The organism is Kitasatospora papulosa, assembly GCF_000717245.1.
GTDB lineage: Bacteria > Actinomycetota > Actinomycetes > Streptomycetales > Streptomycetaceae > Streptomyces > Streptomyces papulosus.
The window spans coordinates 960,280-973,891 of the sequence record NZ_JNYQ01000001.1; the positions used below are offsets into that span (position 1 = coordinate 960,280).

15 protein-coding genes are annotated in these 13,612 nt (G+C 71.4%); 9 read left to right on the forward strand and 6 right to left on the reverse strand.

Going from position 1 to position 13,612, the window contains the following annotated elements; all coding sequences use genetic code 11:
- Nucleotides 1-69: 69 nt before the first annotated feature.
- Both IA22_RS0104235 and IA22_RS0104240 read left to right on the forward strand, forming a co-directional pair.
- Entirely contained in the window at nucleotides 70-1,011 is a 942-nt protein-coding gene (locus tag IA22_RS0104235) for an ROK family glucokinase (RefSeq protein WP_014156704.1), read from the forward strand.
- Nucleotides 1,012-1,083: 72 nt separating this feature from the next.
- Nucleotides 1,084-1,845 carry an endonuclease/exonuclease/phosphatase family protein gene (locus IA22_RS0104240; protein ID WP_030122771.1) on the forward strand — a complete coding sequence of 254 codons (762 nt, stop codon included), beginning with the start codon at nucleotides 1,084-1,086 and terminating at the stop codon, nucleotides 1,843-1,845.
- A gap of 39 nt (nucleotides 1,846-1,884) precedes the next feature.
- Here IA22_RS0104240 and IA22_RS0104245 read toward each other — a convergent pair whose 3' ends face one another.
- Nucleotides 1,885-2,559 carry an ICP22 family protein gene (locus tag IA22_RS0104245; RefSeq protein ID WP_014156706.1) on the reverse strand — a complete coding sequence of 225 codons (675 nt, stop codon included), beginning with the start codon at nucleotides 2,557-2,559 and terminating at the stop codon, nucleotides 1,885-1,887.
- Nucleotides 2,552-3,331 (reverse strand): alpha/beta hydrolase, encoded by a 780-nt coding sequence (locus IA22_RS0104250; RefSeq protein ID WP_014156707.1) that lies wholly within the window; start codon nucleotides 3,329-3,331, stop codon nucleotides 2,552-2,554. Before IA22_RS0104250 ends, IA22_RS0104245 begins: the two co-directional genes overlap by 8 nt.
- Before the next feature lie 214 nt (nucleotides 3,332-3,545).
- Here IA22_RS0104250 and IA22_RS0104255 point away from each other — a divergent pair, with 214 nt between their 5' ends.
- The 4 genes from IA22_RS0104255 to IA22_RS0104270 all read left to right on the forward strand — a co-directional run bounded on the left by IA22_RS0104255 (nucleotide 3,546) and on the right by IA22_RS0104270 (nucleotide 7,386).
- Nucleotides 3,546-4,265, forward strand: coding sequence for a lysophospholipid acyltransferase family protein (locus tag IA22_RS0104255; RefSeq protein WP_014156708.1), 720 nt, complete (start codon nucleotides 3,546-3,548; stop codon nucleotides 4,263-4,265).
- Between the two features lie 59 nt (nucleotides 4,266-4,324).
- Nucleotides 4,325-5,542 (forward strand): MacS family sensor histidine kinase, encoded by a 1,218-nt coding sequence (gene macS / locus IA22_RS0104260; RefSeq protein ID WP_014156709.1) that lies wholly within the window; start codon nucleotides 4,325-4,327, stop codon nucleotides 5,540-5,542.
- Nucleotides 5,539-6,231: a response regulator gene (locus IA22_RS0104265; protein WP_014156710.1), complete on the forward strand. Its 693-nt coding sequence runs from the start codon at nucleotides 5,539-5,541 to the stop codon at nucleotides 6,229-6,231. The genes macS and IA22_RS0104265 overlap by 4 nt, the downstream gene beginning before the upstream one ends.
- Before the next feature lie 150 nt (nucleotides 6,232-6,381).
- Entirely contained in the window at nucleotides 6,382-7,386 is a 1,005-nt protein-coding gene (locus IA22_RS0104270) for a 2-hydroxyacid dehydrogenase (protein ID WP_014156711.1), read from the forward strand.
- 33 nt (nucleotides 7,387-7,419) lie between these two features.
- Here the strand turns inward: IA22_RS0104270 and IA22_RS0104275 are convergent, their stop codons facing one another.
- The gene (locus IA22_RS0104275; protein WP_030122772.1) at nucleotides 7,420-9,360 is read right to left on the reverse strand and encodes an anthranilate synthase family protein; all 1,941 of its coding nucleotides are present in this window, start codon (nucleotides 9,358-9,360) and stop codon (nucleotides 7,420-7,422) included.
- A 98-nt stretch (nucleotides 9,361-9,458) separates the two neighbouring features.
- Nucleotides 9,459-9,515 carry a trp operon leader peptide gene (locus IA22_RS38190; RefSeq protein ID WP_124277238.1) on the reverse strand — a complete coding sequence of 19 codons (57 nt, stop codon included), beginning with the start codon at nucleotides 9,513-9,515 and terminating at the stop codon, nucleotides 9,459-9,461.
- 104 nt (nucleotides 9,516-9,619) lie between these two features.
- On the opposite strand from IA22_RS38190, the gene IA22_RS0104280 reads away from it, so the two are divergent.
- Together IA22_RS0104280 and IA22_RS0104285 are read left to right on the forward strand one after the other, a co-directional pair.
- Nucleotides 9,620-10,966, forward strand: coding sequence for a class II 3-deoxy-7-phosphoheptulonate synthase (locus IA22_RS0104280; protein WP_030122773.1), 1,347 nt, complete (start codon nucleotides 9,620-9,622; stop codon nucleotides 10,964-10,966).
- A gap of 158 nt (nucleotides 10,967-11,124) precedes the next feature.
- Entirely contained in the window at nucleotides 11,125-11,394 is a 270-nt protein-coding gene (locus IA22_RS0104285) for a (2Fe-2S)-binding protein (RefSeq protein WP_015576844.1), read from the forward strand.
- Between the two features lie 44 nt (nucleotides 11,395-11,438).
- On the opposite strand, the gene bfr is transcribed toward IA22_RS0104285, so the two are convergent.
- Nucleotides 11,439-11,918, reverse strand: a complete 480-nt coding sequence (bfr, locus tag IA22_RS0104290; protein ID WP_015576843.1) for a bacterioferritin — start codon at nucleotides 11,916-11,918, stop codon at nucleotides 11,439-11,441.
- Nucleotides 11,919-12,074: 156 nt separating this feature from the next.
- On the opposite strand from bfr, the gene IA22_RS0104295 reads away from it, so the two are divergent.
- Nucleotides 12,075-12,707 carry a sulfite oxidase-like oxidoreductase gene (locus IA22_RS0104295; protein WP_014156716.1) on the forward strand — a complete coding sequence of 211 codons (633 nt, stop codon included), beginning with the start codon at nucleotides 12,075-12,077 and terminating at the stop codon, nucleotides 12,705-12,707.
- A 19-nt stretch (nucleotides 12,708-12,726) separates the two neighbouring features.
- On the opposite strand, the gene IA22_RS0104300 is transcribed toward IA22_RS0104295, so the two are convergent.
- A complete protein-coding gene (locus tag IA22_RS0104300; protein ID WP_030122774.1) occupies nucleotides 12,727-13,590 on the reverse strand; it encodes a deoxyribonuclease IV in 864 nt (287 codons plus the stop codon).
- Nucleotides 13,591-13,612: the final 22 nt, after the last annotated feature.

Here is a 13,612-nt window from a genome sequence, read left to right on the forward strand (position 1 = left end):
ACAGGAAGTACCCGTCCCCGGCTCGGGTACGGTTGGCCGTAGCGGGGCTCGACCGAAACTGAGGGATTCATGGGACTCACCATCGGCGTCGATATCGGCGGCACGAAGATCGCGGCTGGAGTGGTCGACGAAGAGGGCCGGATCCTCTCGACGTTCAAGGTATCGACCCCGCCGACCGCCGAAGGCATCGTGGACGCGATCAGCTCCGCCGTGTCCGGGGCGAGCGAGGGACACGACGTCGAGGCCGTAGGCATCGGCGCGGCCGGATACGTCGACGACAAGCGTGCCACCGTGCTGTTCGCCCCGAACATCAACTGGCGCCACGAGCCGCTCAAGGACAAGGTCGAACAGCGCGTCGGCCTGCCCGTCGTCGTCGAGAACGACGCCAACGCGGCGGCCTGGGGCGAATACCGCTTCGGTGCCGGCCAGGGGCACGACGACGTCATCTGCATCACGCTCGGCACCGGCCTCGGCGGCGGCATCATCATCGGCAACAAGCTGCGCCGCGGGCGCTTCGGTGTGGCGGCGGAATTCGGTCACATCCGGGTGGTCCCGGACGGGCTGCTCTGCGGCTGCGGCAGCCAGGGCTGCTGGGAGCAGTACGCCTCCGGGCGGGCGCTCGTGCGCTACGCGAAGCAGCGGGCCAACGCCACCCCCGAGAACGCCCAGATCCTGCTGGGTCTCGGCGACGGCTCCGTGGAGGGCATCGAGGGCAAGCACATCAGCCAGGCCGCCCGGCAGGGCTGCCCGGTGGCCGTCGACTCCTTCCGTGAGCTGGCCCGCTGGGCCGGAGCCGGTCTGGCCGACCTCGCCTCGCTCTTCGACCCGTCCGCGTTCATCGTCGGCGGCGGCGTCTCGGACGAGGGCGAACTGGTCCTCGACCCGATCCGCAAGTCGTTCCGGCGCTGGCTGATCGGTGGCGAGTGGCGCCCGCACGCCCAGGTCCTGGCGGCCCAACTGGGCGGCAAGGCAGGCCTGGTGGGCGCCGCGGACCTGGCACGCCAGGGCTGATCCCACCCCGTTCCGTCCGACGCCCGTCGCGCCCTCCGGGGAGCGGCGGGCGTCCGTCGTATCGTGCCTCCCATGGTCACGACGCCGATGCCGCTGCCCGACTCCCGTACCGAGCCGGACGGTTCAGCCGTCATCCGGGTGCTCAGCTACAACGTCCGCTCGATGAAGGACGACACCGAGGCGCTGGCCCGGGTCGTCCTCGCCTGCGCACCCGACCTGGTGTGCGTGCAGGAAGCCCCCCGGTTCTTTCGCTGGCGCAAGGCGGCGGCCCGGCTCGCCGCCATGACGGACCTGGTGATGCTCAGCGGCGGGGCGACGGCGGCCGGGCCCCTGCTGCTCTGCTCCCTGCGCGCCACCGTGGAACGCACCGAGGACGTCCTGCTGCCGCTCACCCCGGGGCTGCACCGCAGGGGCCTGGCCACGGCGGTCGTGCGGATCGCCGGGGCGCGGCTCGGTGTCGTGAGCTGTCACCTGAGCCTCCAGCGGGAGGAACGCCGGTCGCAGGCGGGACTGCTGCTGGACCGGATCGACGCGATGGGCGTCCCGCACGCCGTCGTGGCCGGCGACCTCAACGACGTACCGGAGGGGAGCGCCTTCCGGCAGCTGGCGGGGCGGCTCCAGGACTGCCGCGCCGTACGGCCCTGGGGCGGAGAGCTCACCTTCCCGCCCGGCTCACCGCGCAAGCGGATCGACGCGGTGTTCGCGACCGGCGGCATCGAGGTGCTCGGCTGCGGCGTCCCCGCGGACCTGCCCGGCGTCACCGGGGCGGACCTGCGGGCGGCCACGGACCATCTGCCCGTGCTGGCCGCCCTCAGGGTGCCCGCCGGGAGCTGAGCCCGGGCGGTGCCGGAGACCGGGGCCGCCGCCCGCGCGTCAGACGACCGCGCCGCGTCCCGGGTCGTCGCCCTCCTCGTCGTCGTCGTGCGGCATGCGCGCCACCAGGGTGGCGAAGCCGCCGAGGAAGCCGCCGATGGAGAGCGTGGTCAGCCACCACGTCATCTCCCACTGCATCAGCACCGCGAGCAGCATCAGCACCGGGCCGCCGACGACCGCGAGCCACGCGAACTTCGCCGTCACGTCGGCCTCCGGAAGCGGCGGCGGCTCCGGAGGGACGAAATGCCCCTCCCCGCTGTCGTCCGGATCCTCGGTGCCGTCGTCCCCCGGCTCCGCCAGGCCGTAGTCACGCGGCCCGGCCACACCGGGGGCGAAGACGACCGAACCGCCGAGCGGCTTCTTCTCCGGCGGTGCGCCGGAGGTCTTCCCGTCCACGCCCTTGTCCGCGTCGTCGCCCGCGCCGGACTCCGGTCCCCGGTCCAGGACGTTGAGCTGGTCGTCCTCCAGCAGCGCCAGATCCTCGATCGACTTGAAGGGCTTGGCGCCCGGCGGGTCCGGCGGTTCCTCGCCGTAGCCCGCCACGATCGCCTCCCAGGCCGCGGCCTCGTCGAGCGGCCGGGCCCCCTCCGTACCCTCGGGGACAGCGGTCCCCTCCGTGGGGCGCGGTTCGCGCTCCTCGTCACTGCCCGCGCGCTCCGCGTCGTGCTCAGCCACCGGACGTGCTCCCCTTTCTTCCGGCGTCGGTCGCGAGGCGGTCGATGAACCGGTAGCTCTCATCGAAGATCCGCTCCGCATCGTGGTCCAACGTCGCCACGTGGTAGCTCTGTTCCAGGAGGATCTCCTCGACATCCGTCGACGAGATCCGGCTGAGGATCCGTGCCGAGTCGGCCGGCGGCACGACGTGGTCCTGCGGGCTGTGCAGCAGCACCACCGGCTGGGTGACCTGGGGCAGATCGGCGTCGACCAGCCGGAAGAGGGCCCGCACGGAGTGTGCGGCGTGCAGCGGCACCCGGTCGTACCCGACCTCCTCGGCACCCGCCAGCGCGATGTCGCTGGTCAGCCCCTTCGTCGTACGCACCACGTGCCGGGCGACCGGCAGGGCGTAGGCGGAGAGGCCGTGCACCTTGTTCGCCGGATTCACCAGCACCAGGCCCGCGATCTCGTCACCGTGCTTCGCGGCGAGGCGCAGCGCCAGCGCCCCTCCCATGGACAGGCCGAAGACGAAGACCTGCTCGCACCGCGCCGTCAGGGCCCGCAGCTCCCGGTCCACCTCGGCGTACCAGTCCTGCCAGCCCGTGACCGCCATGTCCTCCCAGCGCGTGCCGTGTCCGGGCAGCAGCGGGAGGGACACGGTCAGTCCGCGCTCCGCCAGGCGGTCGGCCCAGGGGCGCAGGGACTGCGGCGAGCCCGTGAACCCGTGACAGAGGAGGACGCCGACCTCTCCGCCCTCGTGGCGGAACGGCTCGGCTCCAGGGAGGACCGGCACCGGGGTCTCCTGTTCATGAAGCGGACGGGGGTGCGGGGGGAGTGCAAAGGATGACTTCACCGTACGCGACCGGACCGACACCGACCAGGGCCGTCACGGTCCGGGCAGCCGCCACCCGAGGGGGCATCCGTGAGGGATACCGCCCGGAGCGGGCGGGGAAGGCCGCGGAGGCACAGGTTAAGGTCATTCGCACGGCACACAGGAGGCACCAGAGTTGATCTACGGCGCAATGAAGTTCTCCATCGGCGGTTCCCTGAAGCTCGCCTTCAGACCGTGGGTGGAGGGCCTGGAGAACATCCCCGCACACGGGCCGGCGATCCTCGCGAGCAACCATCTGTCGTTCTCCGACTCCTTCTTCCTGCCTGCCGTCCTCGACCGCAAGGTCACCTTCATCGCCAAGTCCGAGTACTTCACCGCGCCCGGAGTGAAGGGCAAGCTCACCGCCGCGTTCTTCAAGGGCGTCGGTCAGCTCCCGGTGGACCGCTCCGGCGGACGCGGTGCGGGGGAGGCCGCCATCAAGGCGGGTATCCAGGTGATCGAGAGCGGCGGCCTCTTCGGCATCTACCCCGAGGGCACCCGGTCGCCCGACGGACGCCTCTACCGGGGCAAGCCCGGCGGCCTGGCCCGGGTGGCCCTCGCCACGGGCGCACCCGTCATCCCCGTGGCGATGATCGACACGGAGAAGATCCAGCCGCCCGGCCAGGTGGTGCCCAGACTCATGCGGCCCGGCATCAGGATCGGCGAGCCGCTGGACTTCAGCCGCTACCAGGGCATGGACGGTGACCGCTTCATCCTGCGTTCGGTGACCGACGAGGTCATGTACGAGATCATGAAGCTCTCCGGCCAGGAGTACGTGGACGTCTACGCGACCGCGGCCAAGCGGCAGATCGCCGAGGACGCGAAGAAGAAGGGCCAGGAGAGGCCCGACGCGTAGGGGGGCGGCGCGGGGACGTACGGCAGGGGGAGGAAACCGGGGGAGGGGACCCAGAGGACATGGCCAGGCGTGAACGGGTCGTACGGATGTCGGTCGAGCAGCCGCTGTGGCGGGCGCTGACCGCGTACCGCGTGCTGACACTCCTCTACGCCGTACTGCTCGCCGGCTTCGGCCGCGAGAAGTACGAGCGCCCCTGGGTGGCCCTGGCCTTCCTGGCCTTCCTCGCCCTCTGGACGCTCGTCACCCTGCCCCGGGTGGCCAACGCCGCGAACTGCACGAAGCGCTTCCTCGGCCTGGACCTCACGGTCGCCCTGACCGGGATCCTGCTGACCCCGCTCGCCGACTTCGACGCCCAGCACATGGACGGCCCGACCCTCCCGTCGATCTGGACCGCGGGCTCCGTCCTCGCCTTCGCGCTCAAGGGCGGCTGGCGCTGGGCCGCCTTCGCCTCCACCCTCGTCGCCGTCGCCAACATCATCGAGCGGGGCGAGCCCAGCAGGGACACCTTCCACAACGTCGTGCTGGTCTGGGTCGCCTCCATCGCCATCGGCTACGTCGTCGAGGTGGCCCGCGCCAGTGAACGCACCCTGGCCCGCGCCCTGGAGATCGAGGCCGCGACCCGGGAGCGGGAGCGGCTCGCCCGTGACATCCACGACAGCGTCCTCCAGGTCCTGGCCATGGTCCAGCGACGCGGCACGGCCCTGGGCGGCGAGGCCGCCGAGCTCGGCCGGATGGCCGGGGAACAGGAGGTCGCCCTGCGGACCCTCGTCTCCAGCGGCCTGGTGCCGACGACCCGGGTCTCCGAGGACAGCGCCGAGGGAGCGGTGGTCCGCGCGGTGGACACCGACGAGGCGGAGAGCGCCGAGTCCGACCTGCGTTCCCTGCTCGCCCCGCACGCCGGCTCCAGGGTCACCTTCGCGGAGCCCGGCGCCCCGGTGCTGCTCCCGGGGGAGGCGGCCCGTGAGCTCGCCGCCGCGGTGAGCGCCGCGCTGGACAACGTCAGGGCCCACGCGGGGCCGGACGCCCACGCGTGGATCCTGGTGGAGGACGAGCCGGACGACGTGGTCGTCACCGTCCGGGACGACGGCCCGGGCATCCCGGAGGGCAGGCTCATCCAGGCGGAGGGGGAAGGACGGCTCGGAGTCGCCCTGTCGATCCGCGGACGGCTCCGCGACCTGGGTGGCACAGCAGAGCTGATCTCGGTTCCCGGCCAGGGCACCGAGGTCGAGTTGAAGGTTCCGAAGGTTTCACGGGGGAAGGCAGGATCGGCCCGATGAGTACACCGAACACACAGGCGTCCGAGGAACGGGCGATCAGGGTGATGGTCGTCGACGACCATCCGATGTGGCGGGACGCGGTCGCCCGCGACCTGACCGAGTCCGGGTTCGACGTGGTCGCGACCGCCGGGGACGGCCCGGGGGCCGTCCGCCGCGCCCACGCAGCGGTCCCCGACGTCCTGGTGCTCGACCTCAATCTGCCGGGGATGCCCGGCGTCCAGGTCTGCAAGGAGCTCGTCGGTTCACAGCCCGGCCTGCGCGTCCTGGTGCTCTCCGCCAGCGGGGAGCACGCCGACGTGCTGGAGGCCGTGAAGTCCGGTGCCACCGGCTATCTGCTCAAGTCGGCCAGCACCCAGGAGCTGACCGACGCGGTGCGCGCCACCGCGGCGGGCGACCCGGTCTTCACGCCGGGCCTCGCCGGACTCGTCCTCGGCGAGTACCGCAGGCTCGCCTCCGACCCGGCCCCCGCCGCCCCGGACCAGCCGAAGGTCCCGCAGCTCACCGACCGTGAGACGGAGGTCCTGCGGCTCGTCGCCAAGGGGCTCTCGTACAAGCAGATCGCCGAGCGTCTGGTCATCTCGCACCGCACCGTGCAGAACCACGTCCAGAACACCCTGGGCAAGCTCCAGCTGCACAACCGGGTGGAGCTCGTGCGCTACGCCATCGAGGCGGGACTCGACGACGCCTGACCCCCGGCCGGAGAGGACCCCGCCCCGAAGGCGAGGGCGGGGTCCTCTCCGGCCGGATCCCGCGCCCGGTCCGCCCGGCCGCGCGGCGTCCGGGCGGCCGGGGCCGTATATTCGCGGGAACCGGCCCCGCCCCCTCACCCGGGAGACGTCGTGGAAATCCTGGCATTCGGCGTGCAGTCCGACGAGAAGCCACTGATCGAGAAGGCCTTCGCGGGCCTGCACGACGTCCGCTGCCTGGACGTCTTCCTCACCGAGGACACCGCCCCGATCGCCGCGGGCTACGAGATCGTCTCCACCAGCGTCAACGCCGACCTCGGGAGCCGGGTCCTGCAGACCCTCGCTGCGGGCGGCACGCAGATGATCGCCCAGCGCTCGACCGGCTTCAACAACATCGACCTCGACGTCGCCGAGCGGCTCGCCCTGCGCGTCGCCCGGGTCTCGTACTACTCGCCCTACTCCGTCGCCGAATTCGCCTGGACCCTGGCCATGGCCGTCAACCGCCGTATCGTCCGCGCGGTGAGCCGCACCCGTGACTTCGACTTCCGGCTGGACGGACTCCTCGGCCGCGACATGCACGGCCGCACGGCCGGAGTGCTCGGCACCGGGAAGATCGGCGAGGCGTTCGCCCGGATCGCCCACGGCTTCGGCATGAACCTGCTCGGCTGGGACGTCGCCGAGAACCCCGCCTGCACCGCGCTCGGCATGACCTACGTGGACAAGGAGCAGCTCCTGGCCGAGGCCGATCTGATCAGCCTCCACGTGCCGCTGCTCCCGGCCACACAGCACCTCATCGACGAGCGGGCCCTCTCCGCGATGAAGGACGACGCCATCCTGGTCAACTCCAGCCGGGGCGGCCTCGTCGACACCCGCGCCCTCGTCGGAGAACTCCGGGCCGGCCGCTTCACCGGGGTCGGACTGGACGTCTACGAGGCGGAGGCGGGGCTCTTCTACGTCGACAAGTCCGTGGAGGGCATCGACGACGACACCCTCGCCCGGCTCGTCACCTTCCCCAACGTCATCGTGACCTCCCACCAGGCGTACTACACGCGGGACGCCGTCGGGCAGATCATCGACGCCACCGTGCGGAACGTCACCGACTACCTGGCGGGCCGCCGCAGCGACAACGTCCTGGTGCCGGCGCTCCCGCCGCGCTGACCCGGCGGGAGCCCACCGGCCCCGGCGGCTTCCTCAGCCGGCTACCGGCAGTGCCGTCAGCAGCCCGGCCACGATCGTGGCCCCGCGCAGCGTCAGCACCGACTCCGGGTGGAACTGCACCGACGCGAAGCCCCGGCCCCGCAGCGCGTGCAGCTCGCCGGACACCGTGTCCCTGCTCGCCTCGATGCCGTGCGCATCCAGCTCCGCGGCCGCCGCGTCGTCGCAGAGCGCGGTGAAGCTGTTGTAGAAGCCCACGGTCTCGGGCCTGCCGAACAGCTCGATCCGGGTCTGCGCCCCCTGGTACGGCACGGCCTTCCGCGCGATCTCCAGGCCCAGCTCCGCCGCGATCAGCTCGTGGCCGAGGCAGACGCCGAGCAGGCCGTGCCGGTGTTCCCGCACCAGCCCGGCGGTCAGCTCCCGCAGCAGCCGCATCTTCGGATCGGCCGTGTCCCCCGGATTCCCGGGGCCCGGGCCCAGCACCACGGGCCCCTCGTGGGCCCGCACGGTCTCGCGCAGCCCGGCTTCGTCGTACCGGCGGACCGACACCGTCAGGCCCGAGGAGCGCAGCAGGTGCGCCAGCATCGCCGTGAAGGTGTCCTCGCCGTCGACCACCAGCGCGTGGCCGCGCAGGTCCCGCGTGCGCTCCTGCATGCGCAGCCAGAAGGGGGCCAGCCCGCCGCGCCGGTCGTCCAGGGCCGCCTGGACCCGCGGGTCGGAGGCCAGCCGCGGACGGTCCGCCTCCGACTCCGGACGGCCCGGCCGGACGCCCAGCGCCGCGAGCACCCCGGCCGCCTTCGCGTGGGTCTCGGCGACCTCGCCCGCCGGATCGGAGTGGCGCACCAGCGTCGCCCCCACCGGCACCCGCAGCCGGCCCTCCGCCGAGATGTCGGCGGTCCGGATCAGGATCGGCGAGTCCAGCGTCTGGGCACCTCCGGGCTCCTGGCCCACCAGCGCCAGGGCGCCCGCGTAGTAGCCGCGTCCTCCGGGCTCGTACCGCTCGATCACCCGGCAGGCGTTCTGGACGGGGGAGCCGGTGACCGTCGCCGCGAACATGGTCTCCCTGAGGACCTCGCGCACGTCCAGCGAGGACCTCCCGCGCAGCTCGTACTCCGTGTGCGCGAGATGGGCCATCTCCTTCAGCCGCGGCCCGATCACGACCCCGCCCATGTCGCCGACGGTGCACATCATCTTGAGCTCCTCGTCGACCACCATGGAGAGCTCCTCGGTCTCCTTGCGGTCGCCGAGGAAGGCCAGCAGGCCCTCGGCGCTCGGCCCCTCGGCCGGGTAGCGGTAGGTCCCGCTGATCGGGTTCATCACCACGGTCCCGCCGGACATCCGCACATGGACCTCGGGACTGGCGCCGACCAGCGTCCGCCCGCCCGGTCCCGGCCGCCCGGACGCGGAGGCGTCCCCCGTGTGGACGACGAACGTCCAGTACGCCCCGCGCTCACCGGCCAGCAGCCGCCGGAACAGCGCCAGCGCGTCCGCACGGCCGAAGCCCGGGATCTCGCCGCCGAAGGTCCGCCGGATCACGAAGTTGGCGCCCTCGCCCTGCCCGATCTCGTCCTCGACGACCCGGCGGACGATGTCCTCGTACGCCTCGTCCGGGACGTCGAAGGCGCCGCCCTCGACCCGCACGTCATGGGCGGGCAGGTGCGCGAGCACCTCGGCCAGCGGCAGCTCGCGCACCCGGTCGGCGACCAGCACGGCCAGCGGGGTCCCGTCGTCCCGCACGTCGAAACCGCGCTCGGCGATCTGCCGGAAGGGCACCAGGGCCAGCGAGGGCCCTTCTCCCACCGGGATGTCGGCGAGCCGTGCGGCCTCCACCACCGCCCCGGTCAGCACCTCGACGGTGTCGTGGTCCCGGCCGGGCGTGCGCCTGCGCAGCAGCGCGAAGGGCGGGGCGTCGTCACGGAGCAGGTCGGACAGGACCGACGCGGCGTCCTCGGCACGGTCGGGCACGGTCTCGGGCATGTGCGTTCCTCTTCCTGAGGGAGGAACGGCTCCCGGCGCCGAAACGCAGAGAAGGCCGCCCCCCGGGCGGCCTTCGCGAAGTCTGTACGCGCGATGAGTCAGCGGGCCGCCGGATGAGCGGTCCACCACCAGTTCTGGGTCGTCTGCGCGAACATGCCCCGCACCCTATCGGAAGTGGTGGACGGACGGGCGCGCGTCTCATGTGTTGAGCGGCCGGACGGGACGGGCTCGCGCACCCCGTAATGTTGTGGATGTGACCGTGAACGCCAATACCTCCGTCGCCGGTGGCCACACCTGGCGAGACCTTCCCGCGGCGCAGCAGCCCGAGTACCCCGATGCCGAGGCTCTGCGCGACGTACTCGCGGACCTCGAGTCGTATCCTCCGCTCGTCTTCGCGGGCGAGTGCGACCAGCTGCGCGCCCGCCTGGGAGCCGTCGCCAAGGGCGAGGCGTTCCTGCTGCAGGGCGGTGACTGCGCCGAGGCCTTCGACGGCGTGTCCGCCGAGCACATCCGGGCCAAGCTGAAGACCCTGCTCCAGATGAGCGCCGTTCTGACGTACGCGGCCTCCGTGCCGGTCGTCAAGATCGGCCGGATCGCGGGGCAGTACTCCAAGCCGCGCTCCAAGCCGACCGAGACCCGCGACGGCGTGACGCTGCCGACCTACCGCGGCGACTCCGTCAACGGCTTCGAGTTCACCGAGGCCGCCCGGATCCCGGACCCCCAGCGGCTGAAGCAGATGTACCACGCGTCCGCTTCCACGCTGAACCTGGTGCGCGCCTTCACCACCGGTGGGTACGCGGACCTGCGCCAGGTGCACGCCTGGAACCAGGACTTCGTGAAGTCCTCGCCGTCCGGGCAGCGTTACGAGGCCCTGGCGCGCGAGATCGACAACGCGCTGAACTTCATGAAGGCCTGCGGCACGGACCCGGCCGAGTTCAAGGCCGTCGAGTTCTACGCCTCGCACGAGGCCCTGCTGCTCGACTACGAGTCGTCGCTGACCCGCACCGACTCGCGGACCGGCCAGCTGTACGACACGTCGGGCCACATGGTCTGGGTCGGTGAGCGCACCCGCCAGATGGACGGCGCGCACATCGAGTTCGCCTCGAAGATCCGCAACCCCATCGGGATCAAGCTCGGCCCCACGACGACCGTCGACGAGGCGCTCGGCTACATCGACCGCCTCGACCCCGAGCGTGAGCCGGGCCGGCTGACCTTCATCGTCCGCATGGGCGCGGACAAGGTCCGCGACAGGCTCCCCGAGCTGGTCGAGAAGGTCACCGCCTCCGGAGCCGAGGTGGTGTGGGTGACCGACCCGATGCACGGCAACACCTTCGAGGCCGCCTCCGGCCACAAGACGCGCCGCTTCGACGACGTCCTGGACGAGGTCAAGGGCTTCTTCGAGGTGCACAAGCAGCTCGGGACGCACCCCGGCGGCATCCACGTCGAGCTCACCGGTGACGACGTCACCGAGTGCGTCGGCGGCGGCCACGAGATCTTCGTGGACGACCTGCACCAGCGCTACGAGACGGCCTGCGACCCGCGGCTCAACCGGAGCCAGTCCCTGGACCTGGCCTTCCTGGTCGCCGAGATGTACCGCGACCAGTAGGACCACCCCGTACGACGCCTGTGGGGCACGGATCGATGTGATCCGTGCCCCACAGGCGTACCGGGGCTTTTGCGGCCGGAGCCACGCGGGTAAGGTTAGGTTAGCCTCACCGGGAAATCGGGACGGCGCAGCGATCGACCCGTCGGGAGGTGAACCGCATGTTCGTATGTTCCTGCTTCGGCATCACGGAGGACCAGGTCAAGAAGCATGCGGACGGCGGCGCGTGCACGCCCCGGCAGATCGCCTCCGCCTGCAAGGCCGGCACCGACTGCGGCGGCTGCGTCCGCAGGATCCAGGCGCTGCTCGGCCGTGGCGACCAGCCGCGCCGCGATCTCACCGAGAGGCGCGCGGCACCGGCGGGCACCCCGGCCGGCGCGCCCGCCGCCCTCGGCGCCACGCCGGACGTCAGGCTCCCCGACGCCGCCTGAGGCGCCCTGCCGGGACCTCGGGCCCGCCGCGCCGCCCCGGGGGATCAGCTTTCCGGCTGCTCGATCAGCTGCGCGATGTAAAGCGGCTCACCGAGCTTCTCGATCAGCTCCAGCTGGGTGTCGAGATAGTCGATGTGGTGTTCCTCGTCCTCGAGAATGGACTCGAAGATGTTCGCGGAGGTGACGTCACCCTTGCCGCGCATCACGTCGATGCCCCGCCTGAGGCGGTCGATCGCCTCCACCTCGACCTGACGGTCGGCCTGGAACATCTCGGTGACGGTCTGACCGACCCGGACGTGGAAGAGCCGCTGATAGTTGGGCAGGCCGTCCAGGAACAGGATCCGGTCGGTGAGGATCTCCGCGTGCTTCATCTCGTCGAACGATTCCGACCGGGTGTACTTGGCGAGCTTCGTCCAGCCGAAGTTCTCCTGCATCTTCGCGTGCAGGAAGTACTGATTGATGGCAGTCAATTCGGCGGTCAGCTGTTCGTTGAGGAACTCGAGGACCTCGGGGTCGCCCTGCATCGCAGAGGCTCCTTCCAACCGGTGAACTGGGCACGTTTCCGGCGCATCCTCGCATCGGCCCCCCCGGCCGTCCAGTAAGTGCACGCTTAGTATGAGTTGCCCGAATCGACTCTCCCCTGGTCATGACCACCCCTGCCTGTCTGTCACCATGGAGGCATGGGTCAGCCGGAAAGCCGGGAACGCGGCACAGCGGAACAGTCCGGGCTTCCACCGGGGCAGCGGCTGCAGCGTGGCTGGCCGGTCACCCATTACGGTCCGGTACCCAAGTTCAAACCGGACCGCTGGGAGTTCCGGGTCTTCGGGGCGACGGCCGACGGCGACAAGCACTGCTGGAATCATCAGGAATTCACGGCACTGCCTTTCTCGTCCGTCCTCGCCGACCTCCACTGCGTGACCAAATTCAGCATGCTCGGAGCCGAATGGGGCGGAATCCTCGCCCGCGAGGTGCTGGAACTCGCACCGCCCGGCCCCGGAGTGACCCATGTGATGGTCTGGGCCGAATACGGATTCAGCTCGAATCTCCGGATCGCCGACTTCGCCTCGGACCGGACGCTGTTCGCCACCCACAAGGACGGCGAACTGCTCACCGCCGAACACGGATTCCCGCTGCGTCTCGTCGTGCCGCATCTGTACGCCTGGAAGGGGCCCAAATGGGTCCGGGGCATCGAATACATGACGGCCGACCGCCGCGGGTTCTGGGAGGAGCGCGGCTACCACAACATCGGTGACCCGTGGAGCGAGCAGCGCTACTCGTACCAGGAGGAGATCGGGGACGGCCCCGAACTCTGAGCGGCGCCGCGGCCGGACCTCAGACGGCCGCCGTGCCCCGGAGCTCCTTCAGCCGTGCCACGTCCGCGGCATGACCGTCCTTGCCGCCGGGCGTCTCGATGATCAGCGGCACGCCCTCGGTCGCGGGGTGCCGGAACAGCTCACGGAACGGCTCGGCGCCGATATGACCCGCGCCGATGTTCTCGTGCCGGTCCTTGTGCGCGCCCACCACGTCCTTGGAGTCGTTGGCGTGGATCAGCTTCAGCCGGCCCTCACCCACGGTGTCCACCAGCAGGTCCAGCGTCTGCCGCATGCCCGCGGGACCGGTCAGGTCGTGGCCCGCCGCGTAGATGTGGCAGGTGTCCAGACAGATCCCCAGCTTGGGATGGGAGTCCAGGGCCTCGAAGTACGGGCCGAAGTCCCAGGTCCGTGAGCACAGCGAGGAGCCCTGCCCCGCGGTCGACTCCAGCAGCAGGAACGGATCGTCGTCATGGGTCAGCTCGTCCAGCAGCGGGAGCATGTGCGTCCGCACCTGGGCGAGGGCCTCCTCGCGCGCACGCCCGCCGGTGGCCGAGCCCGTGTGGACCACCACACCCAGGGCCCCGATCTCCCTCGCCCGGCGCAGCGAGTGGCGCAGGGAGACGACCGACCGCTCGACGGTGGCCTCGGTGTGCGAACCGAAGTTGATCAGATACGGGGCGTGGACGTACGCCGGAACCGAGTCCGCCGCACACTCGGAGCGGAACAGCTCGTCCTGGGCGGGGTTCCCGGGCGGCGTCGCCCAGCCGCGCGGGTTGGCGACGAAGACCTGTACGGTCTCCGCCTCCAGGGCCCGGGCGTGGCCGAGACCGACCTTGGCGAGTCCGCCGGCCACGGGAACGTGGCCGCCTATCGGGTTGCGCATGTGCCGCCAGTCCTCGGTGGGT